General features: G+C 63.9%; 24 protein-coding genes and 1 tRNA gene. 18 read left to right on the top strand and 7 right to left on the bottom strand.

The window, feature by feature from the left end; genetic code table 11:
- The first annotated feature begins 41 nt into the window (after positions 1-41).
- From infB to truB, 3 genes are all read left to right on the top strand, one after another.
- Complete coding sequence (infB, locus tag BLQ58_RS00315; protein ID WP_029051044.1) at positions 42-2,978, top strand: translation initiation factor IF-2; 2,937 nt, start codon at positions 42-44, stop codon at positions 2,976-2,978.
- A gap of 68 nt (positions 2,979-3,046) precedes the next feature.
- Positions 3,047-3,418 (top strand): 30S ribosome-binding factor RbfA, encoded by a 372-nt coding sequence (rbfA, locus tag BLQ58_RS00310; protein ID WP_029051045.1) that lies wholly within the window; start codon positions 3,047-3,049, stop codon positions 3,416-3,418.
- 70 nt (positions 3,419-3,488) lie between these two features.
- Complete coding sequence (gene truB, locus BLQ58_RS00305; RefSeq protein ID WP_029051046.1) at positions 3,489-4,427, top strand: tRNA pseudouridine(55) synthase TruB; 939 nt, start codon at positions 3,489-3,491, stop codon at positions 4,425-4,427.
- Positions 4,428-4,535: 108 nt separating this feature from the next.
- Here the strand turns inward: truB and BLQ58_RS00300 are convergent, their stop codons facing one another.
- From BLQ58_RS00300 to BLQ58_RS00285, 4 genes are all read right to left on the bottom strand, one after another.
- Positions 4,536-6,143: a DHA2 family efflux MFS transporter permease subunit gene (locus tag BLQ58_RS00300; protein ID WP_029051047.1), complete on the bottom strand. Its 1,608-nt coding sequence runs from the start codon at positions 6,141-6,143 to the stop codon at positions 4,536-4,538.
- Between the two features lie 37 nt (positions 6,144-6,180).
- Positions 6,181-7,428: an HlyD/EmrA/EmrK family protein gene (locus tag BLQ58_RS00295; RefSeq protein WP_029051048.1), complete on the bottom strand. Its 1,248-nt coding sequence runs from the start codon at positions 7,426-7,428 to the stop codon at positions 6,181-6,183.
- Between the two features lie 73 nt (positions 7,429-7,501).
- Positions 7,502-9,028: an AdeC/AdeK/OprM family multidrug efflux complex outer membrane factor gene (locus BLQ58_RS00290; protein ID WP_049815872.1), complete on the bottom strand. Its 1,527-nt coding sequence runs from the start codon at positions 9,026-9,028 to the stop codon at positions 7,502-7,504.
- Between the two features lie 87 nt (positions 9,029-9,115).
- Complete coding sequence (locus tag BLQ58_RS00285; RefSeq protein ID WP_049815873.1) at positions 9,116-9,631, bottom strand: MarR family winged helix-turn-helix transcriptional regulator; 516 nt, start codon at positions 9,629-9,631, stop codon at positions 9,116-9,118.
- A gap of 195 nt (positions 9,632-9,826) precedes the next feature.
- Here BLQ58_RS00285 and typA point away from each other — a divergent pair, with 195 nt between their 5' ends.
- On the top strand, positions 9,827-11,647 hold the full coding sequence (gene typA / locus BLQ58_RS00280; RefSeq protein ID WP_029051050.1) for a translational GTPase TypA: 1,821 nt from the start codon (positions 9,827-9,829) through the stop codon (positions 11,645-11,647).
- Between the two features lie 88 nt (positions 11,648-11,735).
- Here typA and BLQ58_RS00275 read toward each other — a convergent pair whose 3' ends face one another.
- A complete protein-coding gene (locus BLQ58_RS00275; protein WP_049815874.1) occupies positions 11,736-12,671 on the bottom strand; it encodes a sterol desaturase family protein in 936 nt (311 codons plus the stop codon).
- Positions 12,672-12,894: 223 nt separating this feature from the next.
- Here BLQ58_RS00275 and BLQ58_RS00270 point away from each other — a divergent pair, with 223 nt between their 5' ends.
- The 7 genes from BLQ58_RS00270 to BLQ58_RS00240 all read left to right on the top strand — a co-directional run bounded on the left by BLQ58_RS00270 (position 12,895) and on the right by BLQ58_RS00240 (position 19,608).
- On the top strand, positions 12,895-14,463 hold the full coding sequence (locus tag BLQ58_RS00270) for a methyl-accepting chemotaxis protein (protein WP_029051051.1): 1,569 nt from the start codon (positions 12,895-12,897) through the stop codon (positions 14,461-14,463).
- Positions 14,464-14,578: 115 nt separating this feature from the next.
- Positions 14,579-15,658, top strand: a complete 1,080-nt coding sequence (locus tag BLQ58_RS00265; protein WP_029051052.1) for an enoyl-CoA hydratase/isomerase family protein — start codon at positions 14,579-14,581, stop codon at positions 15,656-15,658.
- 159 nt (positions 15,659-15,817) lie between these two features.
- Positions 15,818-16,381 (top strand): NADPH-dependent FMN reductase, encoded by a 564-nt coding sequence (locus BLQ58_RS00260; protein ID WP_029051053.1) that lies wholly within the window; start codon positions 15,818-15,820, stop codon positions 16,379-16,381.
- A gap of 403 nt (positions 16,382-16,784) precedes the next feature.
- A complete protein-coding gene (gene dusA, locus BLQ58_RS00255; RefSeq protein ID WP_092594048.1) occupies positions 16,785-17,789 on the top strand; it encodes a tRNA dihydrouridine(20/20a) synthase DusA in 1,005 nt (334 codons plus the stop codon).
- Between the two features lie 820 nt (positions 17,790-18,609).
- The gene (locus BLQ58_RS00250; RefSeq protein ID WP_029051055.1) at positions 18,610-18,870 is read left to right on the top strand and encodes a hypothetical protein; all 261 of its coding nucleotides are present in this window, start codon (positions 18,610-18,612) and stop codon (positions 18,868-18,870) included.
- A 123-nt stretch (positions 18,871-18,993) separates the two neighbouring features.
- A tRNA-His gene (locus BLQ58_RS00245) sits at positions 18,994-19,069 on the top strand.
- Positions 19,070-19,233: 164 nt separating this feature from the next.
- Entirely contained in the window at positions 19,234-19,608 is a 375-nt protein-coding gene (locus tag BLQ58_RS00240; protein ID WP_029051056.1) for a hypothetical protein, read from the top strand.
- A 332-nt stretch (positions 19,609-19,940) separates the two neighbouring features.
- On the opposite strand, the gene BLQ58_RS29020 is transcribed toward BLQ58_RS00240, so the two are convergent.
- Both BLQ58_RS29020 and lexA read right to left on the bottom strand, forming a co-directional pair.
- On the bottom strand, positions 19,941-20,114 hold the full coding sequence (locus BLQ58_RS29020; protein WP_175459810.1) for a hypothetical protein: 174 nt from the start codon (positions 20,112-20,114) through the stop codon (positions 19,941-19,943).
- Between the two features lie 153 nt (positions 20,115-20,267).
- Positions 20,268-20,924, bottom strand: coding sequence for a transcriptional repressor LexA (lexA, locus tag BLQ58_RS00235; RefSeq protein WP_029051057.1), 657 nt, complete (start codon positions 20,922-20,924; stop codon positions 20,268-20,270).
- A gap of 233 nt (positions 20,925-21,157) precedes the next feature.
- Here lexA and BLQ58_RS00230 point away from each other — a divergent pair, with 233 nt between their 5' ends.
- The 7 genes from BLQ58_RS00230 to BLQ58_RS00200 all read left to right on the top strand — a co-directional run bounded on the left by BLQ58_RS00230 (position 21,158) and on the right by BLQ58_RS00200 (position 26,033).
- Positions 21,158-22,168 carry an asparaginase gene (locus tag BLQ58_RS00230; RefSeq protein ID WP_049815875.1) on the top strand — a complete coding sequence of 337 codons (1,011 nt, stop codon included), beginning with the start codon at positions 21,158-21,160 and terminating at the stop codon, positions 22,166-22,168.
- Positions 22,169-22,283: 115 nt separating this feature from the next.
- Positions 22,284-22,658 (top strand): 30S ribosomal protein S6, encoded by a 375-nt coding sequence (rpsF, locus tag BLQ58_RS00225; RefSeq protein WP_029051059.1) that lies wholly within the window; start codon positions 22,284-22,286, stop codon positions 22,656-22,658.
- A 20-nt stretch (positions 22,659-22,678) separates the two neighbouring features.
- Positions 22,679-22,978 carry a primosomal replication protein N gene (priB, locus tag BLQ58_RS00220; protein WP_029051060.1) on the top strand — a complete coding sequence of 100 codons (300 nt, stop codon included), beginning with the start codon at positions 22,679-22,681 and terminating at the stop codon, positions 22,976-22,978.
- A 3-nt stretch (positions 22,979-22,981) separates the two neighbouring features.
- On the top strand, positions 22,982-23,260 hold the full coding sequence (gene rpsR / locus BLQ58_RS00215; protein WP_006163606.1) for a 30S ribosomal protein S18: 279 nt from the start codon (positions 22,982-22,984) through the stop codon (positions 23,258-23,260).
- 30 nt (positions 23,261-23,290) lie between these two features.
- On the top strand, positions 23,291-23,743 hold the full coding sequence (rplI, locus tag BLQ58_RS00210) for a 50S ribosomal protein L9 (RefSeq protein ID WP_029051061.1): 453 nt from the start codon (positions 23,291-23,293) through the stop codon (positions 23,741-23,743).
- Positions 23,744-23,865: 122 nt separating this feature from the next.
- On the top strand, positions 23,866-25,257 hold the full coding sequence (locus tag BLQ58_RS00205; protein ID WP_029051062.1) for a replicative DNA helicase: 1,392 nt from the start codon (positions 23,866-23,868) through the stop codon (positions 25,255-25,257).
- 149 nt (positions 25,258-25,406) lie between these two features.
- Entirely contained in the window at positions 25,407-26,033 is a 627-nt protein-coding gene (locus BLQ58_RS00200; protein ID WP_029051063.1) for a DUF47 domain-containing protein, read from the top strand.
- Positions 26,034-26,038: the final 5 nt, after the last annotated feature.

The raw sequence follows: 26,038 nt of genomic DNA, 5'->3' as shown, positions 1-26,038 counted from the left end.
GAATTGTCCCGACGTAGAAACCGAGCATTGAAAGGGTTTGAATGGCAAGCACAACAGTTGCCCAACTGGCCGCAGAACTGAGCCGCAGCCCTGCTGCACTGCTGGAACAATTGCAGGCAGCTGGGGTGGGCAAGGCGACGCCTGAAGACATCATTACCGAATCGGACAAGACCCGGCTGCTGGATTACCTGAAGCGGTCGCACGGTCAGGCCGATGACAGCGCACGCAAGAAAATCACGTTGACCAAGCGCGAAACGTCCGAAATCCGTCAATCCGACTCCACCGGCAAGACCCGCACGGTGCAGGTCGAGGTGCGCAAGAAGCGCGTGCTGATCAAGCGCGACGACGTCGAATCGCACGACGACGGTGCCGACGCCCAGGCGGCCGAAGCGGCTGCCGAGCAGGCCCGTCGCGACGAGGAGCAGCGCCGCGAGCAGGCCGAGGCCCTGGCACGCCAGGAAGCCGAAGCCCAGGCAGCCCGCGAGGCCGCCGAGCGCGAGGAAGCCGACCGCCGCGCCAGGCAGGAAGCCCTGGAGGCCGAACAGCGCCGCCAGGCTGAACTGCTGGCCCAGAAGGCCGCCGAGGAAGCCGCTGCCGCCCAGGCAGCCTCCGACGCCGCCGAGGAAACCGCGCGCAAGAAGGCTGAAGAAGACAAGGCACGTCTGGCCACCGAACGCGCCCAGGCGCAGAAGAACGCCGACGACGCCAAGGCCGCCGCCGACAAGGCCCGCGCCGAGCAGGACAGCGCCAAGGCGGCTGCCGACAAGGCACGCGCCGAGCAGGACGCCGCCGCGCGCCGTCGCCGCGAAGCCGCCGAGGCCGAGGCCCGCGCCATCCAGCAGATGCTGAATGCGCCGCCGCGCGTGCTGAAGGCACCGTCGGAGCGCAAGGCCGAGGAAAAGAAGGCCGAGCAGACCGGCACGCTGCACAAGCCGGTGAAGCCGGCTGGCACCGAAGTCAAGAAGGACGAGAAGAAGACCGCCGCCGCGCCGGCCGCCACGACGACCACTGCAACCGCTGACAAGAAGGGTGGCAAGGGCAAGGGCGGCGGCAGCTGGCAGGACGATAGCCGTGGCAAGGGCAAGGGCGGTGGCCTGAAGACCCGTGGCGATTCGTCGGGCGGTACCGGCGGCTGGCGCAGCGGCCCGCGTGGCCGTGGCGGCAAGCAGCACGGTGACGATGGCCGCAGCAACTTCCAGGCGCCGACCGAGCCGGTGGTGCGCGAAGTTCACGTGCCCGAGACCGTCTCGGTGGCCGATCTGGCCCACAAGATGGCCGTCAAGGCATCCGAGGTCATCAAGCAGATGATGAAGCTCGGCCAGATGGTGACGATCAACCAGGTGCTGGACCAGGAAACCGCCATGATCGTGGTGGAAGAAATGGGCCACAAGGCATATGCCGCCAAGCTGGACGATCCGGAAGCCCTGCTGCTGGTGACGGAAGGCGAAGAGCAGACCGATGCCGAGCTGCTGCCGCGCCCGCCGGTGGTGACCGTGATGGGTCACGTCGACCACGGCAAGACCTCGCTGCTGGATTACATCCGCCGCACCAAGGTTGCCGCGGGCGAAGCCGGCGGCATTACGCAGCACATTGGCGCGTACCACGTCGAAACCGACCGTGGCGTGATCACGTTCCTGGACACTCCGGGTCACGAGGCCTTCACGGCCATGCGTGCCCGTGGTGCCAAGGCAACCGACATCGTCATCCTGGTGGTGGCGGCGGACGACGGCGTGATGCCGCAGACCAAGGAAGCGATTGCGCACGCCAAGGCTGCCGGCGTGCCGATCGTGGTGGCGATCACCAAGGTCGACAAGCCCGAAGCCAACCCGGACCGCGTCAAGCAGGAACTGGTGGCCGAACAGGTGGTACCGGAAGAGTACGGCGGCGATTCGCCATTCGTGCCGGTGTCGGCCAAGACTGGCCAGGGCATCGAGGACCTGCTCGAGAACGTGCTGCTGCAGGCCGAAGTGCTGGAACTGCGCGCTCCGGTGGACGCCCCGGCCAAGGGCCTGGTGGTGGAAGCCCAGCTCGACAAGGGCAAGGGCCCGATCGCGACGATCCTGGTGAGCAGCGGTACGCTCAAGCGCGGCGATGTCGTGCTGGCCGGCAGTGCCTATGGCCGCGTGCGCGCCATGCTGGACGAAAACGGCAAGCCGGCCAAGGAAGCTGGCCCGTCGATCCCGGTGGAAATCCAGGGTCTGTCGGAAGTGCCTGCCGCCGGTGAAGAAGTGCTGGTGCTGCCGGACGAGCGCAAGGCGCGTGAAATCGCCCTGTTCCGTCAAGGCAAGTTCCGCGACGTGAAGCTGGCCAAGCAGCAGGCGGCCAAGCTGGAAACGATGCTCGAGCAGATGGCCGAGGGCGAAGTCCAGACGCTGCCGCTGATCGTGAAGGCCGACGTGCAGGGTTCGCAGGAAGCACTGGTGCAGTCGCTGCAGAAGCTGTCGACCGCCGAAGTGCGCGTGCAGATCGTGCACGGTGGCGTGGGTGGCATTTCGGAATCGGACGTCAACCTGGCCACGGCCTCGAAGGCCGTGATCATCGGCTTCAACGTGCGTGCCGACGCTGGTGCGCGCAAGCTGGCCGAGCACAACGGCATCGACATCCGCTACTACAACATCATTTACGATGCTGTGGACGAGATCAAGGCGGCCATGTCGGGCATGCTGGCGCCGGAGAAGCGCGAGACCACGATCGGTCAGGTGGAAGTCCGCCAGGTCTTCCGCGTGCCGAAGGTTGGCGCCGTGGCCGGCTGTATGGTCACCGATGGCCTGGTCAAGCGTACGTCGCTGGTCCGGGTGCTGCGCAACAACGTGGTGATCCACGACGGCGAACTGGACTCGCTCAAGCGGTTCAAGGACGACGTCAAGGAAGTCAAGCAGGGCTTCGAGTGCGGTCTGTCGATCAAGAACTTCAACGACGTTCAGGAAGGCGACCAGCTCGAGGTGTACGAAATCACCGAGGTGGCGCGTACGCTGTAAGGCGATACGCAAAGACGGCAGGCTCCGGCCTGCCGTTTTCACATCATCGGTAAAGCAAAAAGTTTTGCATGGCCAAGAAAGGCAATATCTCCTCCCGTAATTTGCGCTTGTCCGACCAGATCCAGAAGGAACTGGCCGAGATGATCCAGCGCGAGCTCCGCGATCCGCGCCTGGGGCTGGTCACGCTGCAGTCGGTGGCGCTGACGCCCGACTACGCGCACGCCAAGGTCTACTTCACGGTGCTCGGCGCAGAGCCCGAGGTGGCGGCCGGCATCCTCCGGGAAAAGGCTGGCTACCTGCATTCGCTGTTGTTCAAGCGCCTGCACATCCATACCGTGCCGACGCTGCACTTCCATCACGATACGTCGGTGGAGGATGCCATCGAGATGTCGAAGCTGATCAACGAAGCCAATTCGACGCGCGCCAAGGACGACGAATAAGGCATCGGCGTTTCTTGCCGTTTTCTCGCGAGCCGGCCTGCGCGCCGGCGCCGCAAACCTCTTCCCCGCAATGACCGATTCCCAAGCCAACCGTCCGCCCCGGCTGCCGCGCCGTGACGTGCATGGCGTGCTGCTGCTCGACAAGCCGCTGGGCCTGTCGTCCAACGATGCGCTGGTGCGCGCCAAGCGCCTGCTGCGCGCGAACAAGGCCGGCCATACCGGAACGCTCGATCCGCTGGCCACCGGCCTCTTGCCGCTGTGCTTTGGCGAGGCCACCAAGTTTTCGCAGGATCTGCTCGATGCCGACAAGACCTACGAAGCCGCCGTGCGCCTGGGTGCGACCACGACCACCGGCGACGCGGAGGGCGATGTCGTCAGCGAACGTCCGGTAACGTGCGACCGCGCGGCGCTCGATGCGGCAATCGTGCGCTTCACGGGCGAAATCGAACAGGTGCCGCCGATGTATTCGGCGCTGAAGAAGGACGGCAAGCCGCTCTACGAGTATGCACGGGCGGGGCAGACCGTGGAGCGCGCGGCACGCCGCGTGACCATCCACGCGATCACGCTGCTCGATGTCGACCTGGAAAATGGCCGTTTTGCGATGCGCGTGACCTGCAGCAAGGGAACGTACATTCGCACCTTGGCCGAAGATATCGGCGAGGCGCTCGGTTGCGGCGCGCATCTGACCGGTTTGCGTCGGACTGGCGTAGGCGACCTGACGCTGGAAGGCGCGGTGACGCTGGAACAGATCGACGCACAGGCCGACGATGCGCGGCCGACACTGCTTGCGCCGGTTGACGCGCTGCTGCAGCGTTGCCCGCCGGTGCATCTGGATGCCGCGTCGGCCGGACGTTTCCTGCAGGGGCAACGTATCGCGCACCGTGACCTGCCCGAAGGACAGGCGCCGGAAGAAGGAATGCTTGCGCGCGTCTATGCCGAAGGCAAGCTGCTGGGCGTGGCGCGGATGAGGGAAGGCGCGCTGCGGCCGGAGCGGCTCGTAAAACTCTGAGTTTTACCGGCTCCGAGGGAGCGCATCCCAAAGAAAAAGGGCATCGACCGGAATCGATGCCCTTTTTTCATGCCGCGTGGCGCATGCCACATGCCGCAAGCCGGCCGGTCAGTGCGCCCCGGCCGCGTCGGCGCCGCCGCCGCCCTTGGCGCGCTTGGTCAGCCAGACAAAGCCGATCAGCGCGAAGAACAGCACGCCCGAGATCCAGAAGATGTCGTTGGCGCCCAGCATCGACGCCTGCAGCGAGATGTTCCGCTCGATCAGCCCGATGGCCTGCATCTTCGACATGCCCATTTCCATCAGGTGATCGAGCTGGGCCTGGTATGCCGGGTTGTACGGGTTGATCTGTTCGACCAGCTGCGCATGATGCAGCGCCGAGCGGTTTTCCCAGACCGTGGTCGAGATCGACGCGCCGATGGCACCGAACGTGATCCGCACGAAGTTCGACAGGCCCGAGGCTGCCGGGATCTTCTCAGGCGGCTGGCCCGACAGGATGATCGACGTCAGCGGGATGAAGAACATCGCCATGGCCGCGCCCTGGATCAGCGTGGGGATCACCAGCGCCCGGGTGTCCACGCCCGTGGTAAAGCCGGCCCGCATGAAGCTCACCGCACCGAACGTGATGAACGCCGTGGTGGCCACCCAGCGCGCATCGATCTTCGGCAGCACGCGGCCGATGATCGGCGACAGGATGATGGCGAAGATACCCACGGGCGCGGTCACCAGGCCGGCATCGGTAGCGGTGTAGCCGACGATGGTCTGCAGCCACAGCGGCAGGATCACGAGGTTGCCGAAGAACAGGCCGTAGGCCACCGAGATCGCCACCACCCCGGCCGCGAAGTTGCGGCCCTTGAACAGGTGGATGTCGACGATCGGATGCTTCTCGTAGAGCTCCCAGGCCAGGAAGAACAGGAAGCCGACCACGGCGGTCACGCCCAGCGCGACGATCACGCCGGAATGGAACCAGTCGAGTTCCTTGCCCTTGTCCAGCATCAGCTGCATCGAGCCGACCCAGATCACCAGCAGCGCCAGGCCGATGCGGTCGATCGGCAGCATCCTGGTGGGCGTCTCACGCTCGCGGTAGATCGACCAGGTGACCCAGGCGGTGACGATGCCGATCGGCACGTTGATGTAGAAAATCCACGGCCAGGTCATGTTGTCCGAGATCCATCCGCCCAGCAGCGGCCCCATGATCGGTGCCACCAGCGTGGTCATGCCCCATAGCGCCAGGGCCATCGAACTCTTGGCGGGTGGATAGCTGGCCAGCAGCAGCGCCTGCGACAGCGGAATCATCGGGCCGGCCACGGCGCCTTGCAGCACGCGGGCAGCCAGCAGCGTTTCGAGGTTGGGCGCCACGCCGCACAGCCACGACGACACCACGAACAGCAGGATTGACAGCACGAACAGCCGCACCGCGCCAAAGCGCGTGGTCAGCCAGCCGGTCAGCGGCACCGAGATCGCGTTGGCGACCGCGAACGACGTGATGACCCAGGTGCCCTGGTTCGGCGATACGCCAAGGTCGCCCGAGATGGCCGGGATCGATACGTTGGCAATCGACGAATCGAGCACGTTCATGAACGTGGCCAGCGACAGCGCGATGGTGCCCAGAATCAGCTTGCCGCCGGTGAGCGGCGGATGCTGGGCGGGGCGGGCGGGCGCCGGCTTCGGGGCAGGTGCCGCGCCGGCGTCGGGCGTCGCGGTAGTGGAATTTGCCATGGGCAGTCAGCCAGTCAAACAGGTCGGATCGGATCGATCAGGTACGGGCGGGCTTGGCCGCCGCACGCGCCGCAGCCGCGCTGGCCGCGCTTGTGGCACCCGCCGCGCCCGGCGCCGGCACGCGGCCGCCGTTGTTGACCGCGATGATGCGGGCGATCAGCGCGTCGGCGTCCTGCGCCACCTTGTCGTACACATCGGTCTGCAGCGGCCTGGCCGACTTGGCGCTGACCAGCGACGCGCCTTCTTCCTTGCGCACGTCGACCGTGACGTTCATCGACAGGCCCACGCGCAGCGGGTGGTCCTTCAGTTGCTGCGAATCCAGGGCGATCCGCACCGGCAGGCGCTGCACCACCTTGATCCAGTTGCCGGTGGCGTTCTGCGCCGGCAGCAGCGAGAACGCGGCGCCGGTGCCGGCCGAAAAGCCTTCCACATGGCCCGTGTACTTGACCTTCGAGCCGTAGACGTCGGCTTCCAGTTCCACCGGCTGGCCGATCCGCATATGCGTGATCTGCACTTCCTTGAAGTTGGCGTCGACCCAGACCTGATCCAGCGGCACCACGGCCATCAGCGGCGTGCCGGCCGCCACGCGCTGGCCCACCTGCACCGAACGCTTGGCCACGTAGCCCGTCACGGGCGCCGGCATCGTCGAGCGCGCGAACGCGAGATAGGCCGAGCGCAGGTTGGCGGCGGCGCGCTGCACGTTCGGGTGCTTTTCCACCGTGGTCTGGTCGGTCAGCACCTGGTTCGAGGCCAGTTGCTCGCGGGCGGCAACCAGCGCCGACTCGGCCGCCTTCAGCGCGGTCTGGGCGTGGGCGATTTCCTCGCTCGATACGGCGCCCGAACCGGCGATGGCCTGGCGGCGGCGCAGGTCGTCGCGCGCCTTGGCCACATCGGCTTCCCGCAGCGCCACCTGTGCGGACAGCGAACCATTGTTGACGTACAGCGTGCGAACCTCGCGCACGGCCTGGGCCAGCTGGGCTTCGGCCTGCTCCATCGCCACCTGGGTGTCGGCGCGGTCGAGCTGGATCAGCGGCTGGCCGGCGGTCACCAGTTGTGTATCGTCGGCAGCAATCGACACCACGGTGCCGCCCACCAGCGGCGTGACCTGCACGACGTTGCCGGCGACGTAGGCATCGTCGGTGTTTTCGAAATGGCGGGCGTAAAGGCCCCAGTACAGGCCGTAGCCGATGCCGGCCACCACGACCGCGGCGGTCAGGGAGACGAGCAGGCGCTTGCGCTTGCCGTTGTTGTCGCCCGCGGGGGCTGCTTGCTGGTTGGTGCTCATGATGGAATCTCTCGAATCTCTGCGATATGTCGTCGTGTCTTGTTTTGGCCGTTTCCGTCAGCCGGTGCCGCCATCAACCCTGCGAGCCCTGGGCCGCGCTTGCAGGCTTGCCGGATGCGCCATGGCTGCTGCCCTCGGCTTCCTGGTAGCCACCGCCAAGGGCCTTCATCAGGCTCATCTGCAGGTCCAGCCGGCGCGCCTGAAGGTCGGTGGCCAGCCGGCGCTGTTGCAATACGTTGCTTTCGGCATTGAGCACCGTCAGTTGCGTGCCCAGGCCCGCCTTGTAGCGCGTGGTGGACAGTGCGTAGGCATGTTCGGCCAGGTCCAGCGTCTCGCGCTGCGTCTGGATCTGCTGGTCCACGCTGCGGATGCTGGTCACGGTGTCGGCGGTCTCGCGCAGCGCGTCGACCAGCGTCTGGTTGTAGCTGGCCGCCGCGATGTCGTACTGCGCGTACTTGCCCTTCAGGTTGGCGCGCAGGCGGCCGCCCTGGAAGATCGGCAGCGTCACCGACGGCCCCACGCCGAATGTGCGGCTCATGCTCATCAGCAGGTTCGACGGATCGAGCGAGGCCACGCCCGCAAAGGCGGTCAGCTTCACATCGGGCAGGAATTCCTTCTTCGCCACGGTGATGTCCTTGGACGAAGCCTCCACGCGCCAGCGCGCGGCCACGATGTCCGGCCGGCGGCCGATCAGGCCGATGGTCAGGTCGTCGGGCAGTTGCGGCGTGGCATTGGCCAGCAGCGTGGGCCGCGTGATCTGCAGGCCGCGGTCGGGCCCCTTGCCCAGCAGCGCGGCGATCTGGTTGCGCGCCAGCGCGATTTCCTCGTCAACGCGTTGCAGGTCGGTCTGGGCGGCGGCCACGGTGCCGCGCGCCTGGGTGGTTTCCACCTGGGTGTCGAGGCCGGCAGCCAGGCGCTGGCGCGACAGGTCAGTCAGGTCGCGGCGCTGGGCGATGGCGCGTTCGGCCACGTCGCGTTGCGCGTACAACGCGGCCAGGCGGTTGTAGCCGCGAGCCACCGACGTGGTCAGCATCAGGCGGGCGGCCTGGGTCTCGGCTTCCATCGCACGGTCATCGGACAGTGCGGCTTCCAGCGCGTCGCGGTTCTTGCCCCAGAAATCGAGGTCCCACGACAGGCCCAGCTGCAGGCGCGACTGGTTCTGCCACGATCCGGCCAGCGGCGTGCCCGTGAACAGGTCGGTTTCCGAAAAACGCTGGCGCACCAGGCTGCCTTCGAAGTCCACACCGGGGTAGAGCGCCGAACGCGTGGCATCGGCCATCGCGCGCGAGGCTTCCAGGCGGCCAAAGGCCACCTGCAGGTTCGGATTGCCCTGGATGGCTTCGTCCACCAGCGCACGAAGTTGCGGGTCGTGGAACTGGTCGACCCAGTCCTGCGACGGCCACTGCCCGTGTTCACTGGTGAAGGTCTGCGGCGAGGCCAGCGTGCCGGCGTCGGTCATGGTCTGCGTGCTGTGCGAATTGCCCAGCGCGGCGCATCCAGCCAGCACGGCAGCGGCCAGCACGGTCAGCGCAAGCGTGCCCGTGCGGCGAAGCTGGTCCGCGCGGCTGGCACGGTGGGAAAGAGAATGAGCGGTGGTCATAGGGTGTGAACTGTGACGCGGTCTGGCGATTTCAGGAATGGCGTGTCTGACGATTGGAATTCTTCTTCGGTGTCGTGGGTGGTCCGCCTATCCTGTGTTGCGCTCGAATGGACAGCCCGCGGGGTCCGGGCCGCGGTTGTTGGCGATGATCCGCAGCAGCATGCCGCGCAGCGCCTCGACCTCGTCATGGCTGAAGCCCTCGAAGTGCCGGCGCATGACATTGCAGAACACGGCCGGCAGCTTCTCGACCATGGCGTGGCCGGCCGGGGTGATCGACAGGTCCACCACACGGCGGTCGTCGTCGCGGCGCGTGCGCGCGATCAGCCCGCGCTTTTCCATGCGGCTCAGCAGGCGCGTGACCGATCCGGCATCGGTGTTCAGGTTGCGGGCCAGGTCGGTCACCGTGGTGGCCTCGCCCTTGGCCAGCATCATCAGGCAGCTGGCCTGGGCCTGGGTCATGTCCAGGCTGCTGACCTCCTGCTCCACGCCCTGCGACAACGTGTTCTTGGCGCGCGACAGCAGGTAGCCGACGCTCTTGCCGATTTCATAGTCGGCCGGGTCGAACAGGTCTTCGGGCGGGGAAAGGGGTGTCGGGTACGTCATCTCTTGTCGCTGCAATCTTTGCCTGGGCAAATATAAGCATGTAGCAAGTGATGTTCAAGCACCGAAATTCGTTATTGCGGAAAACGCAATGACGCGTCTTGATCTATGCTGAACAGCGATAGAGTGTTCTGCGCTGCAACATGCTAGAATGTCGGGTTAATTTTTTCCGATAGCTCCGCCTTCAGGGGACGCCGAATGACCCGCGCCATCCGTAATATCGCCATCATCGCTCACGTCGATCATGGCAAGACCACCCTGGTCGACCAACTCCTGCGCCAGGCAGGCACCTTCCGCGACAACCAGCAAATCGCCGAACGGGTGATGGACTCGAACGACCTGGAAAAGGAACGCGGGATTACCATCCTCGCGAAGAACTGTGCCGTCGAGTACAACGGCACGCACATCAACATTGTCGATACCCCGGGCCACGCCGACTTCGGCGGTGAAGTGGAGCGCGTCCTGTCGATGGTCGACGGCGTGCTGCTGCTGGTGGACGCCGTGGAAGGCCCGATGCCGCAGACGCGTTTCGTGACGCGCAAGGCACTGGCCCTGGGCCTCAAGCCGATCGTCGTGATCAACAAGATCGACCGTCCGGGCGCCCGTCCGGACTGGGTGATCAACCAGACCTTCGACCTGTTCGACAAGCTGGGCGCCAACGACGACCAGCTCGATTTCTCGGTGATCTACGCCTCGGGCCTGAACGGCTACGCCGGCCTGACCGAAGACGTGCGCGACGGGGACATGAAGCCGCTGTTCGAGACCGTGCTGGACAAGGTGCCGGTGCGTAACGACGACCCGAACGGCCCGCTGCAGATGCAGATCATCTCGCTGGACTATTCGAGCTACGTCGGCAAGATCGGCGTTGGCCGTATCTCGCGTGGCCGCGCCAAGCCGCTGCAGGACGTGGTGGTGAAGTTCGGTCCGGAAGGCAACCCGATCAAGGGCCGCATCAACCAGGTGCTGAAGTTCAGCGGCCTGGAGCGCGAAATCGTGGCCGAGGCGGAAGCCGGCGACATCGTGCTGATCAACGGTATCGAGGAACTGGGCATCGGCTGCACCGTGTGCGCCCCGGAAGCCCAGGACGCGCTGCCGATGCTGAAGGTGGACGAGCCGACGCTGACGATGAACTTCTGCGTCAACACGTCGCCGCTGGCCGGCCGTGAAGGCAAGTTCGTGACGAGCCGCCAGCTGCGCGAGCGTCTGGACCGCGAACTGAAGTCGAACGTGGCGCTGCGCGTGGCCGACACCGGCGACGACACCATCTTCGAAGTGTCGGGCCGTGGCGAACTGCACCTGACCATCCTGCTGGAAAACATGCGCCGCGAAGGCTACGAGCTGGCCGTGTCGCGTCCGCGCGTGGTGTTCAAGGACATCGGCGGCGTCAAGCACGAGCCGTACGAACTGCTGACCGTGGACGTCGAAGACGGCCACCAGGGTTCGGTCATGGAAGAGCTGGGCCGCCGCAAGGGCGAGCTGCTCGACATGGCGTCGGACGGCAAGGGCCGTACCCGCCTGGAATACCGTATTCCGGCGCGTGGCCTGATCGGCTTCCAGGGTGAATTCCTGACGCTGACCCGCGGTACGGGCCTGATCAGCCACATCTTCGACGACTACGCACCGGTGCGCGAAGGCGGCCTGGGCGAGCGCCACAACGGCGTGCTGATCTCGCAGGACGACGGCGACGCCGTGGCCTACGCACTGTGGAAGCTGCAGGATCGCGGCCGCATGTTCGTGAAGCCGGGCGATGCGCTGTACGAAGGCATGATCATCGGCATCCACAGCCGCGACAACGACCTGGTCGTGAACCCGATCAAGGGCAAGCAGCTGACCAACGTGCGCGCGTCGGGTACCGACGAAGCGGTGCGCCTGGTGCCGCCGATCCAGATGTCGCTGGAATACGCGGTGGAATTCATCGCCGACGACGAACTGGTGGAAATCACGCCGAAGAGCATCCGTCTGCGCAAGCGTCACCTGAAGGAGCACGAGCGCAAGCGTGCTTCGCGCGACGCGAACTGATTTCCGGCATCCGGCCTGCTGGCCGGTCGGAAACGAAGACCGCGCCCATGTGGCGCGGTTTTTTTATGGCTGGGGCCGGACAAATTCCCTAGGTTTGCTCGGCTCGGCCGCTTGCGGAAGATGGGCCCGTGGGATTGGGGGAGAGGGGATCAACCTGCGAAGCGACACCCTGCGGGACAGCCTGCGGCCCCCGCCATTCCGGCGGCTTCCAGAGGTAGCGCAGATCGCGCTCGCGCCACACATCGGCAAACATGTCGCGCCATTCGTGGAACGTCAGCGTCAGCGGGTTGTGAGTACGGACCTGCCGCGTGATGCCGTATTGCGGCGCCTCCTGCTCGGGCACGAACGTGCCGAACATGCGATCCCAGACCGTCAGCACGCCCGCGTAGTTGCGGTCGATGTACTGCGGATTCCTTGCGTGATGGACGCGGTGGACGCTTGGCGTATTGACGATCTTCTCAATGACCGGCCATCGTCGCCTAAGCCGTGTATGGACGCAGAACTGAAACGCCAGGTTCAGGCCGACAGCCAGGATGACCCAGTCTGGCGAAAATCCGATAAAAGCCAGCGGAATCCAGAAGAGCCACATGCCCGAGATCGGATAGGTCAGGCTTTGCCGGAACGCCGTCGAGAAATTCATGCCTTCCGACGAGTGATGGGCAACGTGCGACGCCCACATCCATCGCACCCGATGGCTGGCGCGGTGGAACCAGTAATACAGAAAGTCCTGCAGCAGCAACAGCAGCGCAAACGACCACCACGTCTCCGGCATGGCGCGCAGGCCGTGCGCGTAGCACCATGTGTAGACCGTGCGGATCATCAGCCAGAGAAAGAAGGCGTCCGATGCCTGGTGCATTAGCGCCAGCGTGGCGTTCGACAGCGTGTCGCGCCAACTGTAGATCGAGCGGTCGCGCTTCGACCAGTACCAGGCCTCCCAGGCAATCGTCAGTACGAAGATTGGCGCAAAGGCCATCAGGATCAGGCCGGGGTCGAAACCCTGGGCGGCAGGGGCGCCAGATGTCATGGGGGATGTCATGGCGCAAGTGTGCATATTTCCCTCAGATTCGCACTGAGGATTTCCTCCATACGGCCGTCAAGTGGCGCCTGCTTAACGTATTGCCATCCATCACGAAAATGAAGGACTGACTATCACCGAAAGGCAATCAAGTCGGCGCACGGCAATGCCGTCATAGGGGCGACGGCCATGGAGGAGTGGCCGATTTTCACGTCACGGAGAGAACTGCCCCATGTTTCGCAACACTACGATCGGAGCCCGTTTGTGGCTGCTGACGATTGTCACAAACTTGTTGCTGTTGATTGTCGGTGCTGTTGGTTGGTTCGGCATGTCGCGTAGCAACGACGCCACGCGCCAGATCTACCAGCAGCAATTGTCGGCGGCCACCCACCTGGCCGAGGCGCGCTCGAATCAGTTGCTGGTGCGTGTGCTGCTGGACCAGGCGGCCTTTGCCACCGAAGCGGCCGATGCCAAGGCCCGCGCCGCCACGGCGCAGGACTTCGTGCGGCTGTCCGACGCCGCATGGCAGTCGTATCTGGCCATTCCGCGAACCGACGAGCAGACGCGCGCTACCGAGAAGGTGTCCGAGAAACGCCGCGCGCTGTTCCAGGAGGGCGTGACGCCGATGATCGCCGCCCTGAACGCGGGTAACCGCGACGCGATGATGAAGGCGGTCATGGAGACAATTCCGAAACTCGATATCCAGTTCACGGCTGTCAATACGGAACTTGGGCGCCTGCAGGTGGAAAGCGCCAAGGCAGTCTACGAGAATTCCCAGCATCGCTACGACCGGCTCCTGACCGTTTCCATCGCCGTCCTGGTGCTTGGCCTGGCGTTCAGCACTGTGGTGGCCTGGCGGCTGCGTGCATCGATCGTCAATCCGCTGGATATCGCCATTGGCCGCTTCGCGCGCATGGCGGACGGCGATCTTAGTGTTTCGGCGATGCGCGATGGCGATGCAATGGCCGACGAGCACGCTAGAAGCGAGACCAGCCGCATGCTCGGCATGCTGGGACGCATGCAGGGGCGCCTGGCCGAGATGGTGGGCGAAGTGCGCAGCGGCGCCGATTCGATTGCGGCGGCCAGCCAGCAGATTGCCAGCGGCAATGCGAACCTGTCGCAGCGTACCGAGCAACAGGCCGCTTCGCTCCAGGAGACCGCTTCGAGCATGGAGGAGTTGACCAGCACCGTGCGCCACAACGCAGATAGCGCCCGCGAGGCCAGCACGTTGGCGGTGGATGCGCGCCGGCTGGCCGAGACCGGCAGCCAGGCCGTGTCGCGGGTGCAGAGCACCATGCAGCAGATCGACACCGGCGCCAACAAGGTGGTGGACATCATCGAGGTGATCGAAAAGATCGCCTTCCAGACCAATATCCTGGCGCTCAATGCGGCCGTGGAGGCCGCGCGGGCCGGCGAGCACGGCCGTGGCTTCGCGGTGGTGGCCGGCGACGTGCGCGATCTGTCGCAGCGGTGCGCGGCGGCGTCGAAGGAAATCCGCACGCTGATCGGCGCCTCGGTGTCGAATGTGCGCGAAGGCACGTCGCTGGTGGACGATGCGGAGCGCGCCATGCAGGACATCGTCAATGCGGTGCGCCGCGTGAGCGATATCGTCGGCGGCATCAGCGCGGCGTCGGACGAGCAGTCGCGCGGCATCGAGCAGGTGAACGTGGCCGTCTCGCACATGGACGGCATGACACAGCAGAACGCGGCGCTGGTGGAGGAAGCCGCCGCCGCGGCCGGCTCGCTCGAAGACCAGGCGCAGCGGCTGACAGGGCTGATGTCGGCCTTCCGGCTGGCGTGATCGGCAGGGCCGACACACGTTCGGCAGACGATGAGCCGATTCTGAAACGTCATCGTCATCGAATCCGGGCAAGGCAGGTGGCGTAAAATTGCCGCCTACTGGAACGGAGACGGAAATGACGGAGTTTGTATCGAAGGCGGTGCAGGGCGGTGTGGCCTATCTGACGCTGACCCGCCCGCAGGCCCTGAATGCGCTGTCGCTCGACATGATTCGCGCGATCACGCAGGCGTTGCAGCAGTGGGAAGCCGATGCCGCCGTGCATGCGGTGGTGGTGGCCGGCGCGGGCGGCAAGGCGTTCTGCGCCGGCGGTGATATCCGCTGGTTCCATCAGGCGTACCACGCCAACGATCCGCTGCTCGACCAGTTCTTTGTCGAGGAGTACGCGCTCAACCATCTGATCCACCGCTACAGCAAGCCCTACATCGCCCTGATGGACGGCGTGGTGATGGGCGGCGGCATGGGCATCTCGCAGGGCGCCCGGCTGCGCATCGTCACCGACCGTACCAAGATGGCGATGCCCGAGACGAATATCGGGCTGTTCCCCGATGTGGGCGGGGGCTGGTTCCTGGCGCGCACGCCGGGCCATATCGGCGAGTACCTGGGCTTGACCGGCGCGGTGATTCACGCCGCCGACGCGCTGTACGCGAAGCTGGCCGATGCCTATCTGCCGACCAATGTCATGGCCGAACTGGCGGCATCGCTGCAGGCGCATGCGTTTGACAGCAGCGACGCCGTGCTGGCCCACATCGCCACCTTCACGGGCCAGCACGCGGCGGCGTGCGCGCCGCAGACCAGCCCGCTGGCGCAGTATGCCGGCATGATCGACGCGCTGTTCGCCGGGGCGACGGCTCAGGAGATTCTGAGCGCGGTTAGCGACACGGCCGGCGACTGGGCGGCCCAGACCGCCGCCATGCTGCGCAGCCGGTCGCCGCTGATGCTTTGCGTCACGCTGGAACAGATTCGCCGGGCGCGCACGATGACGCTGGAAGACGAACTGCGCATGGAACGCGACATGATGTACGACGTGTTCCGTCACGGCGATGGCATCGAGGGCATCCGCGCGCTGGTCATCGACAAGGACCACCAGCCGAAGTGGAATCCGGCCCGCCTTGACGAAGTGACACCCGGCCGGGTGCGCGCGTTTTTCGACAGCAAATGGCGGCGCGAGGAACATCCACTGGCTTCGCTGGAATAATCGCTCCGCCCGCCGCGCCATTCGCATCGGGGCGGCGGTGCGCGCGGTGGCCGGCAGCGGCCTTGCAAGTCAAGTAGAGTGTGGGCAGGACTGGCCCTGCTTCCGGGGGGCTGGCCTTTGATTCTCTTCGACCGTGTGTGAACAGTGAAAGGAACCGTAATGAGCAATCCTCGTGATGTCGCCGTACTGGTGGGAAGCCTGCGCAAGGAATCCCTGAACCTGAAACTGGCCAAGGCCCTGGCCGCGATTGCGCCCCCGCAGCTCAAACTCGATATCGTCGAGATCCGCCAGTTGTCCCACTACAACCAGGACGACGACGACAATCCGCCGTCGGAATGGGTGGCCTTCCGCGATCGTATTCGCCGGGCCGATGCGGTGCTGTTCGTCACCCCCGAATACAACCGCTCGGTGCCGGGCGTGCTGAAAAACGCCATCGACGTGGGATCGCGGCCGTATGGCCAAAGTGCATGGGATGGCAAGCCGGGCGGCGTGATCAGCGCGTCACCGGGCAATATCGGCGGCTTTGGCGCCAACCACCATCTGCGCCAGTCGCTGGTGTTCCTGAATATTCCGGTGCTGCAACAGCCGGAAGCCTATATCAGCGGAGTGGACAAGCTGTTCGACGAGCAGGGCGGCATCAGCAACGACTCCACCCGCGGCTTCCTGAGCAAATACCTGACGACCTTCGCGGCCTGGATCGACCGCAACGCCGCCGCGCGCTGACGGGCGGCTGCTGACCGCATCAGGCCGATTCAAACGTCGGTAAGCCCCGTCCTACAAGGCGAAGCGGGAGAGACCCGACACCGGCAGCGACCCCTCCTTTCTATAGTGAAGCCATGTTCATACACATAGATAAGGAGGAAACACCATGCCGTACATTCTCGCCTGGCTGCTCGGCGTACCGGCCTTCGTTCTGATCCTGATCTGGCTGTTCATGCACTGAGCGCATGCCCCCCAACATGAGAAACGGCGCCTTCGGGCGCCGTTTTTGCTGGCTGCGCCGCCGCCCATCCGATGTGAACGATCCGGGGCTCTGCTCAGGACTGCCATCTCGCGTATACTTGCGGGTCTTCCTCAGTCCGTGGACCTGAAAACCGAACCCGGACGCTCCCTCGACGCCATACCCATGACTGCAAATCCGCGCCGCATCTCGGTTGCTCCGATGATGGACTGGACTGATCGCCACTGCCGCACGTTCCACCGGTCGCTGAGCCAGCACACGTGGCTTTATACCGAGATGGTGACGACGGGCGCGCTATTGCATGGCGATGTGGCGCGGCACCTGGATTTCGATGTGGCCGAGCAGCCCGTGGCGCTGCAGCTGGGCGGCAGCGAACCCGCCGATCTCGCGCAGGCAGCCAGGCTGGGCGAGCAATGGGGCTATAAGGAAATCAACCTCAACTGCGGCTGCCCCTCTGAGCGCGTGCAGCGCGGTGCGTTCGGTGCCTGCCTGATGGCGGAGCCTCGGCTGGTGGCCGATTGCGTCAAGGCGATGCGGGATGTGGTGTCCGTGCCGGTGACGGTGAAGCATCGCATTGGTATCGATACGATCGAGCACTATGACTTTGTTCGCGACTTCGTTGGCATTATTGCCGAGGCCGGTTGCGAAACATTTATTGTCCACGCCCGTAATGCCATTCTGAAAGGCCTTAGCCCGAAAGAAAATCGAGAAATTCCGCCGCTGCGGTACGAAGTCGCATACCAGCTGAAGAAGGAATTTCCCCAACTCGAAATCCTGATTAACGGCGGCATTGGCTCTTATGGCGAAATGGAAGAGCACTTGCGCCACGTGGATGGGGTAATGATCGGCCGTCAGGCTTATCACGATCCCTATATCCTCGCCGAAATGGACAGCCGTTTCTACGGCGTCGACGGGCCGGTTCCCACACGCGAAGACGCCGAACTCGCCATGCAAGCCTATATTGGCGAACTGGTGGAGCGGGGCGGCTATATGGGCGCTGCCACCCGGCATATGCTGGGTCTCCATCGCGGGGTCTATGGCGGACGCGGCTGGCGCCGGGTGCTGTCGGATGCACGGCGCATGAACGCCGCCCGCACCCGTTCCGACGTAGATGCGCTGTTCGAAGAAGCGCGCTCCCATTTGCGTCCAGACCTCCTGGAAGCGGCGTGAGCGCCCTGCGCACGTGACGGCCGTATGCGAACCGGGCTGGAGGAAAAGCTCTAATTTCGAACGATCGTGCTATGCAGATGGCGCGAATGTATGCCCCAAGGGCGTTTGCGGCGGTTGAGGTGACCGGAAACCCGCGTGGGCAAAGGGATTCCCCTAATTCGCCAGTACTGTGGCATGTTCTTACACTGTGCCTGCCCTCGAATACGGGGCTTTCTTCAACTGATTTTTGAGCCCGCCGTGTGCGGGCTTTTTTTCTGCCCCGTCTCCTTGTTGCCACAGCTACCGTGGGTTTGCCCGGATGGTGCGCCGTGCGTTCGGGGTCTACATTGAATGTGCCTTCAGGGCATTGAGATCGCTAATTTAAGAGTCCGCTTGCGAGCGGGCTCTTTTTTTTCGCGGGTCACGGTATGCACGGATCAGGCATAAAGCGGGGCCACAGCTGACGCTGAAAAAAAAGCAGGCGATGCTCGTCGGGAGTGATCGCCTGTCGGGAATGTCGAGGGGGTCAATGTCCCTCGGGAAAGAGTATCCAATAGCATTATTTGCGGCAAAACCCTGCCGTGGTGGGGCAAGGCCTTCGCTTTTCGGAACATAGGCCGATACGTGAAACCGTGGTTATTGTTAAGACATGCCCTGTCGAGCGGTGCGTAGGTCATGTTACGATGCGCCTTAAAAATGCCGCGACAGTCGGCATGGGATGCGAGTCGGTTCTTGAAGAAGGCGGCTCCAAGTGGGGGAAAAGCAGGTGGGCTGGCCGGTTCGTCGGTGCGACGGGGATTGTCGAAGCAAGCGAAGCGGAAGCGAGCCCTGAGGAAATGAAATGGAAGCGGAAGAACCATTCGGTGAAGTCTTCGAGGACTACCGGGTGATCTGGGTAGCCGAGCAACTGCAGGACGGCAAATGGACTGCGCGCTACTGCTGGCATCCAGGCACATCCCTCGACGCGGGCAAGGCGTTGCAGCGCGACGTCCTGAACGGCAAGTCGAAACGCTTGCTTGGACTCTTTCCGAGCGAGGCAGAGACCATCGCTGCAATCAAGGAAGCGGTGCTGCTGGAAGCAAAGTGGGTCGGCCCACGATGAAGTCCCGCAGCCTCACCAGCGAACCGGAAATTTTTTTGTGCGGGATACTAGCCATCTGCCGAGAATGCTTGTATAGTCTTGTTCTTCGCTGATCGACGCAACGGTCAACGAAAAATCTCTACGGTGGCTGTAGCTCAGTTGGTAGAGTCCAGGATTGTGATTCCTGTCGTCGTGGGTTCGAGTCCCATCAGCCACCCCAAAGAATTCCCTTACGAAACAGCCGCTTACTCAAGCGGCTGTTTTGCTTTCTGTATATCCCTTCCATCATCCCTTCCGCCTAGTGCAACTGGCGCCAACGGTTCCTATCATTCAGAGAGCGGCCGCAACCACAAGGTCGCATCTGAATGGTATCGGGGAGGCGGTATGAGGCTGCGCACGCTTATCAGTGCATCGCTCGGGGCCTTGAGCCTCCAGATGGGATGCGGCAGCGGGGGTGGGGGCGGACGGGAAGAGGCAGGCCCCGCTTTACGGGTTGCATCGGGCGCGCCGGAGGTAGTCAGCTACGCTGCATCTGACCTTGAGGCGGCATATCTTGCGATTCTCGTCACGATGTGGGTGATGACGGCCAGTGCTGTGCCTCGGCTATGGCGCGATATTCGGAGCAGCGACGAAATCCGCTACGTATCGAGGTTGCAGCACGGCATCATGGTTGCGATCGCATACGCCATCGTCTGCGGATTTTTTCACACGACGATCACGGCTGTTTATCACGTCATTTTGTGGCACATCGAGGGCTGACCGTAGCGCCTCTCCAGCTAATCCCGGGGAAGCCGACGCTGAGGCGGACCTGGAGGCCGGCGGCCTTGGCTCGCCGTTCGCCGGCTGAACGGCGACGCGAGCCGATCGACGAAAAAAAACCGGACTTTGGCGGGGTCGACAAGGTCCGGTTCTGCGCATGACGCGAATGCGCAGTGATGCAGTTGCGCGCCAGTGAGTTTAATCAGGCTTTGCTCAGTTTTAAATAAAGCCTTAATTACACGTTGTGAGGCCGCAACTCCACTTTTTACAAAGCGGGTCGCCCGAGGTCGTGAGGCGCTATTAGTGCGTTTCCTCGAGTGGGCGGCCGGAATTCAGTCGAGCAGTTTCGTGCTCGGTTCGGCAAGTTCCAGCATGCGGCAGATGGCTGCCATGTTGCCGACCATCGTGCGACGTTGCGCGCCCTGGTAGACGCGGACGCCTTTGATTTGCCGGAACGGGACCGGCTTGACCGGGCGACGGGAAGCGATGGGATTCGATTGCAGCATGGCAACACCTCGTTATTTGCGACAGCAGTGGTCCGCGCCCGTCGTCCAGCAAGGACGGGGCGGCATGGGCAAAGCAAAGCGGGTGACCAGGGCAGACGGCCGTGCTGCCTAAGTCTCGGGAGCCGGAGGCGCTGTCAGGCGACTCCGATCACGCTAGAAGCCTGACGATCGAATCAGGCCGACAGCGATACCTTCAAGAGAGAACTCGTCGCGGCCCGAATGGAGCACGATGTTCTGGAAATCCGGGTTTTCTGCGATCAGTTCGATCGTGTCGCCGCGTTTCTTCAGGCGCTTGACGGTGACGTCCTCGCCAAGGCGGGCCACGACGATCTTGCCGTTGGCTGCCTCGCTGGCCTTTTTCACCGCCAGCAGGTCGCCGTCCAAAATGCCGGCGTCGCGCATGCTCAGGCCGCGTACGCGCAGCAGGTAGTCCGGACGCTCGTCGAAGACTGACGCATCTACCTGGTACTGACGGTCGATATGCTCTGCGGCAAGAATCGGGCTGCCCGCAGCGACGCGACCGACCAGCGGCAGCGTCAACTGCAGCACGCCTGCCATCGGCAGCGTGAACTGGTCCGAACGCTCCGAATCACTGCGCGCCACCTTGAGTCGGATGCCACGCGATGCGCCGGGCGTCAGTTCGATGACGCCCTTGCGTGCCAGCGCCCGCAGATGTTCCTCAGCCGAATTGGGCGAGGAAAAACCAAACTCGGCGGCGATCTCTGCGCGGGTGGGCGGGAAGCCCGTATTGCGGATCGTGTCGCGGATCAGATCGAAAATCTGCTGCTGCCGGGGTGTCAGGGTCGCCATGGTTCGCCGGTCTCTCGTGCCGAAGCACTGTATGTTTAAACAGTATGCTGTGATTTTATACAGTATCGTGTGAAGTGCAAGCACAATTTGCGCAGTGCGCTCTACATGGGCGGCAGCGGCACCGATGGCTTCGCGGGTTTGCCAAGGGGGCGCCGGCGCGGGGTGGCAGTTACAATCGTCGGCCAGATCCCGGGCCGCGCCAGCCTGGGCAGCCCCTCAGCCAGCCTATTTTCATGTCAGCTTCTTCGTTCTCGTTGCCTCGTGTCATCGTGCTCGCCACCGGCGGCACCATTGCCGGATCGTCCGGCGACCCAGCCAGCAGCGCCCAGTACCAGGCGGCTACCGTGCCGGTGTCGCAGTTGGTGCACGCCGTGCCCGCGCTGGCCGATGTGGCGCGCGTGGAGACCGAGCAGGTGGCGCAGGTCGATAGCAAGGACATGACGTTCGGCCTCTGGCAGCAGCTGGCGGCACGGGTGGCGTACTGGTCCGGCCAGTCGGACGTGGCCGGCATCGTGATCACGCACGGCACCGATACCCTTGAAGAAACGGCGATGTTCTTGCACCTGACGCAGCCGTGTCCCGTGCCGGTGGTCATCACCGCGGCGATGCGCCCGGCGACCTCGCTGTCGGCTGACGGCCCGCTGAACCTGCTTGATGCCGTGCGCGTCGCGGCCAGTCCGGACGCGCGCGGGCTGGGTGTGCTGGTGGTGCTGAACCAGCAGATCCACGCCGGGCGCGACGTGACCAAGGCGCATACGTCCGCCGTCGATGCCTTTGTCTCGCCGAATGCCGGTCCGATCGGCTACGTGCAGGACGCCTATATTCGATTCACGCGTGCGCCGGCCAGGCGCGAGACGTCGTATTTGCCGGTGCCGTCGGCCTGGCCAATGGTGGAAATCGTCGTCAGCCATGCCCAGCCGGGCAGGGTGGCCGTCGATGCACTGGTGTCGGCCGGTGTGAGGGGGCTGGTGGTCGCTGCCACCGGCAATGGCTCGGTCCACGAAACATTGATGGCGGCGCTGGCCGATGCGGCGGCGGCTGGCGTCGCAGTGGTGCGCAGTTCACGTACTGGCGCCGGCCATGTGTCGATTCCGGCGCGGCCGGCGACGCGGGCCGGTCTGTTCGTGTCGGCCGCAGACCTCAACCCTTACAAGGCGCGCGTGCTGCTGCTGGTGGCGCTGGCAGCCGAGCCCGCGCTGGGCTTCGACGCCGGGCGTCTGCAGTCGCTTTTTGCAGCCTGCTAAGCCGTCTGCGCCGCGCTCCTTGCGGATTCCCGGGGTTCCGGGCTATACTCGCGGGCTATTCAACCTTGCCGCACCGGACGTGACGCCCGGGTGGCTCATCCCAAAAGGAGCGTCAATGCGTCATTACGAAATCGTATTTATCGTCCATCCGGACCAGAGCGAACAAGTGCCGGCGATGATCGAGCGTTACAAGCAGCTCGTCACGTCGCAAAATGGCCAGATCCATCGCGTGGAAGACTGGGGTCGTCGTCAGATGGCCTACATGATCCAGAAGCTGGCCAAGGCTCACTACGTTTGCCTGAACATCGAATGCGGCAAGGACACGCTGGCTGAACTCGAGCACGCGTTCAAGTTCAATGACGCCGTGCTGCGTCACCTGATCGTCCAGACCAAGAAGGCTGAAACCGCTCCGTCGCCGATGATGAAGGAAGTGCAGCGCGAAGAAGCCCGCAAGGCCGCGCAAACGACCACGGAAGGCCAGGCCGCCTGAGTGCGGACTGCTGTGTCGCGGTGAACCAGCTTCGGCTGACCGCCACGCTCGCCGAGCGAGATACGCTGCGCTATACGCCAGCCGGCATCCCTGTCGTCAACTGCATCCTGCAGCATGCCGGCGAGGTGATGGAGGCGGAAACGCCCCGGCAGGTGGAATTCGCAGTGGTGGCCATGGGCATCGGCCCGATTGGCCAGCGGCTCGAGCGCATGCCGCTCGGCACGCTGCTCGACTGCGAAGGCTTTCTGGCCCGCAAGCACCGCAACAGCAAGACACTGGTCTTTCACATCACTCGATGTAAAGCATTCGAAAAGGATTGAATCATGGCATTCGTCAAACGTGACAACAAGAACAAGAAGCGCTTCCAGCAACAGAACCCGCTGTTCAAGCGCAAGCGCTTCTGCCGCTTCACCGTGGCTGGCGTCGAACAGATCGACTACAAGGATCTGGACACGCTGAAGGACTTCATCGGCGACAACGGCAAGATCACGCCGGCCCGTCTGACCGGTACCAAGGCGCACTATCAGCGTCAGCTGGATACGGCCATCAAGCGCGCCCGCTTCCTGGCGCTGATGCCGTACACCGACCTGCACAAGAACTGATAGTCCCGGGACCGCAAGGAGAAATACACGATGCAAGTCATTCTGCTGGAAAAAGTCATCAACTTGGGCAACCTGGGCGACATCGTTCGCGTGAAGGACGGTTACGCACGTAACTTCCTGATCCCGACCAAGCGCGCTCGCCGTGCTACGCAAACCGCCATCGCCGAATTCGAAGTGAAGCGCGCCGAGCTGGAAAAGGCCGCCGCCGCCAAGCTGGCTGCTTCGCAAGCCGAAGGCGAGAAGCTGAACGGTCTGACCGTCCAGATCACGCAGAAGTCGGGCGTGGACGGCCGTCTGTTCGGTTCGGTGACCAACGCCGACATCGCTCAAGCCCTGGAAGGCCAAGGTTTCAAGGTCGAAAAGTCGCAAGTGCGTCTGCCGAACGGCCCGCTGAAGATGGTTGGCGACTACGCCGTTGGCGTGTCGCTGCACACCGACGTGCTGGTCGACATCACTGTTTCGGTGCTGGGCGAGCACGTCTAAGCTGTACGCGTCCAGGATGTGCCGGTCCGGACCGGCGCGTCGGATGCTCAAGAAAGGCAGGGGCCACGCTCCTGCCTTTTTTGTTTTTTGCGTGGCGCCCGGCGCCGTTATAATTCCCTCCCATGAACGCGCCCGCCGCAGATCCCCAACTAGACAACCTCAAGGTTCCTCCGCACTCGATCGAGGCCGAACAATCGGTGCTTGGCGGGTTGCTGCTGGATAACGCCGCCTGGGACCGCATCGCCGACTTCCTGTCCGAAGCCGATTTCTATCGCTTTGACCACCGGGTGATCTTCCAGAGCATCGCCCGCCTCATTTCCGCCACCAAGCCGGCGGACGTGATCACGGTCTTCGAAATGCTTCAGGTGGCCGGCAAGGCCGAGGAAGTGGGCGGGCTGGCCTATCTGAATTCGCTGGCGCAGAACACGCCGAGTGCGGCCAATATCCGTCGCTACGCCGAAATCGTCCGGGAACGCTCGGTGCTGCGCAAGCTGGTGACGGTTGCCGACGACATCGCTTCCGCGGCTTTCGCGCCCAAGGGGCGCGAGGTGCGCGAACTGCTCGACGAGGCCGAATCCAAGGTTTTTGCGATTGCGGAAGAAGGTTCGCGTGGCCAGAAAGGCTTTCAGGAGATCCAGCCGCTGCTGACGCAGGTGGTGGAGCGGATCGACGAGCTCTATCATCGCGACAGCACCACGGACGTGACCGGTGTGCCGACCGGCTTCATCGACCTGGACCGCATGACCAGCGGGATGCAGCCGGGTGACCTGATTATCGTCGCCGGTCGCCCTTCCATGGGTAAAACCGCGTTTTCGCTGAATATTGGCGAGCATGTGGCGGTAGAGCAGGGCCTGCCCGTGGCCGTGTTCTCGATGGAAATGGCCGGTGTGCAGCTGGCCATGCGTATGCTGGGCTCGGTGGGGCGCCTGGACCAGCACCGTCTGCGTACCGGCCGCCTGCTGGACGAGGACTGGCCGCGCCTGACGCACTCGATCCAGCGCATGAACGACGCGCAACTATTCATCGACGAGACGCCGGCGCTGAATCCGATGGAGTTGCGGGCCCGCTCGCGCCGCCTGGCGCGCCAGTGCGGCCAGCTGGGTCTGATCATCATCGATTACCTGCAGCTGATGTCCGGGTCGGGTGGCGGAGAAAACCGGGCCACGGAAATTTCCGAAATTTCGCGGTCGTTGAAGGGGTTGGCCAAGGAGCTGAACTGCCCGGTCATCGCGCTGTCGCAGCTGAACCGAAGCCTGGAGCAGCGTCCCAACAAGCGCCCCGTGATGTCCGACCTGCGTGAGTCGGGCGCCATCGAGCAGGATGCCGACGTGATCCTGTTCATTTATCGCGACGAAGTCTACAACCCGGATTCGCAGGACAAGGGTACTTCCGAAATCATCATCGGCAAGCAGCGTAACGGCCCGATCGGCACCGTTAGGCTCACGTTCCTGGGGCAATTCACGAAGTTCGACAACTTCAGCGGCGGCCCGGCGTTCTTCGACAACGACACCTGATTGTCAGGGGTTACACCGCTGGACGGTGCAACCCTGTAAAATATTGCGCTTTGATGACAGCCGCCCACGAGGCGGCTGTCGTGCGATTGCTCTGCCTCCCATTTGCAACACAACCGAGCGTGCCGTGAGGCCCGCCACAAGGACATTTCATGTTCGGCCGTTTCATGCCCACCGAGGGCAAGTTCTTCGAATACTTCAACCAGCACGCCGATTGCGCCGTTACCGCCGCGCACGAGCTGGAAGCGTTGGTCAATGACCTGCCCAACGCCGAAGGCCATGCGCGCCGCGTGCAGGCTACCGAAAAGAAGGCAGACCGTATCACGCACGACACGATCGACCTGCTGCACAAGACCTTCATCACACCGCTTGACCGTGACGAGATCCACAAGCTCATCACGACCATGGACGACATCCTGGACCTGATGGAGGACGTGGCCGAGACGATCTCGCTGTACGACGTTACGCACCTCACCGACGAGGCCCGCCGCCTGGCCACGATCTGCGTGCAGTGCTGCGAAGCCGTCAAGATCGCCGTCGGCCTGCTCGAAGACATGGGCAACGCCAGCACGATCCTGAAGACGGCCCAGCAGATCGACCAGCTCGAATCGGAAGCCGACCGCGTGATGCGCTCGGCCATGTCGAAGCTGTTCCGCGACGAAACCGACGTCAAGCGTCTGATCAAGCTGAAGGCGATCTACGAGCAGCTGGAGTCCATCACCGACAAGTGCGAGGACGTGGCGAACATCATCGAAGGCATCGTCCTGGAAAACGCCTGAGGCTC

This window comes from Ralstonia sp. 25mfcol4.1, from assembly GCF_900104095.1.
Lineage (GTDB): Bacteria > Pseudomonadota > Gammaproteobacteria > Burkholderiales > Burkholderiaceae > Cupriavidus.
Note: the sequence above shows the minus strand (reverse complement) of the source record. Positions and strands in the feature narration are given on the sequence as shown.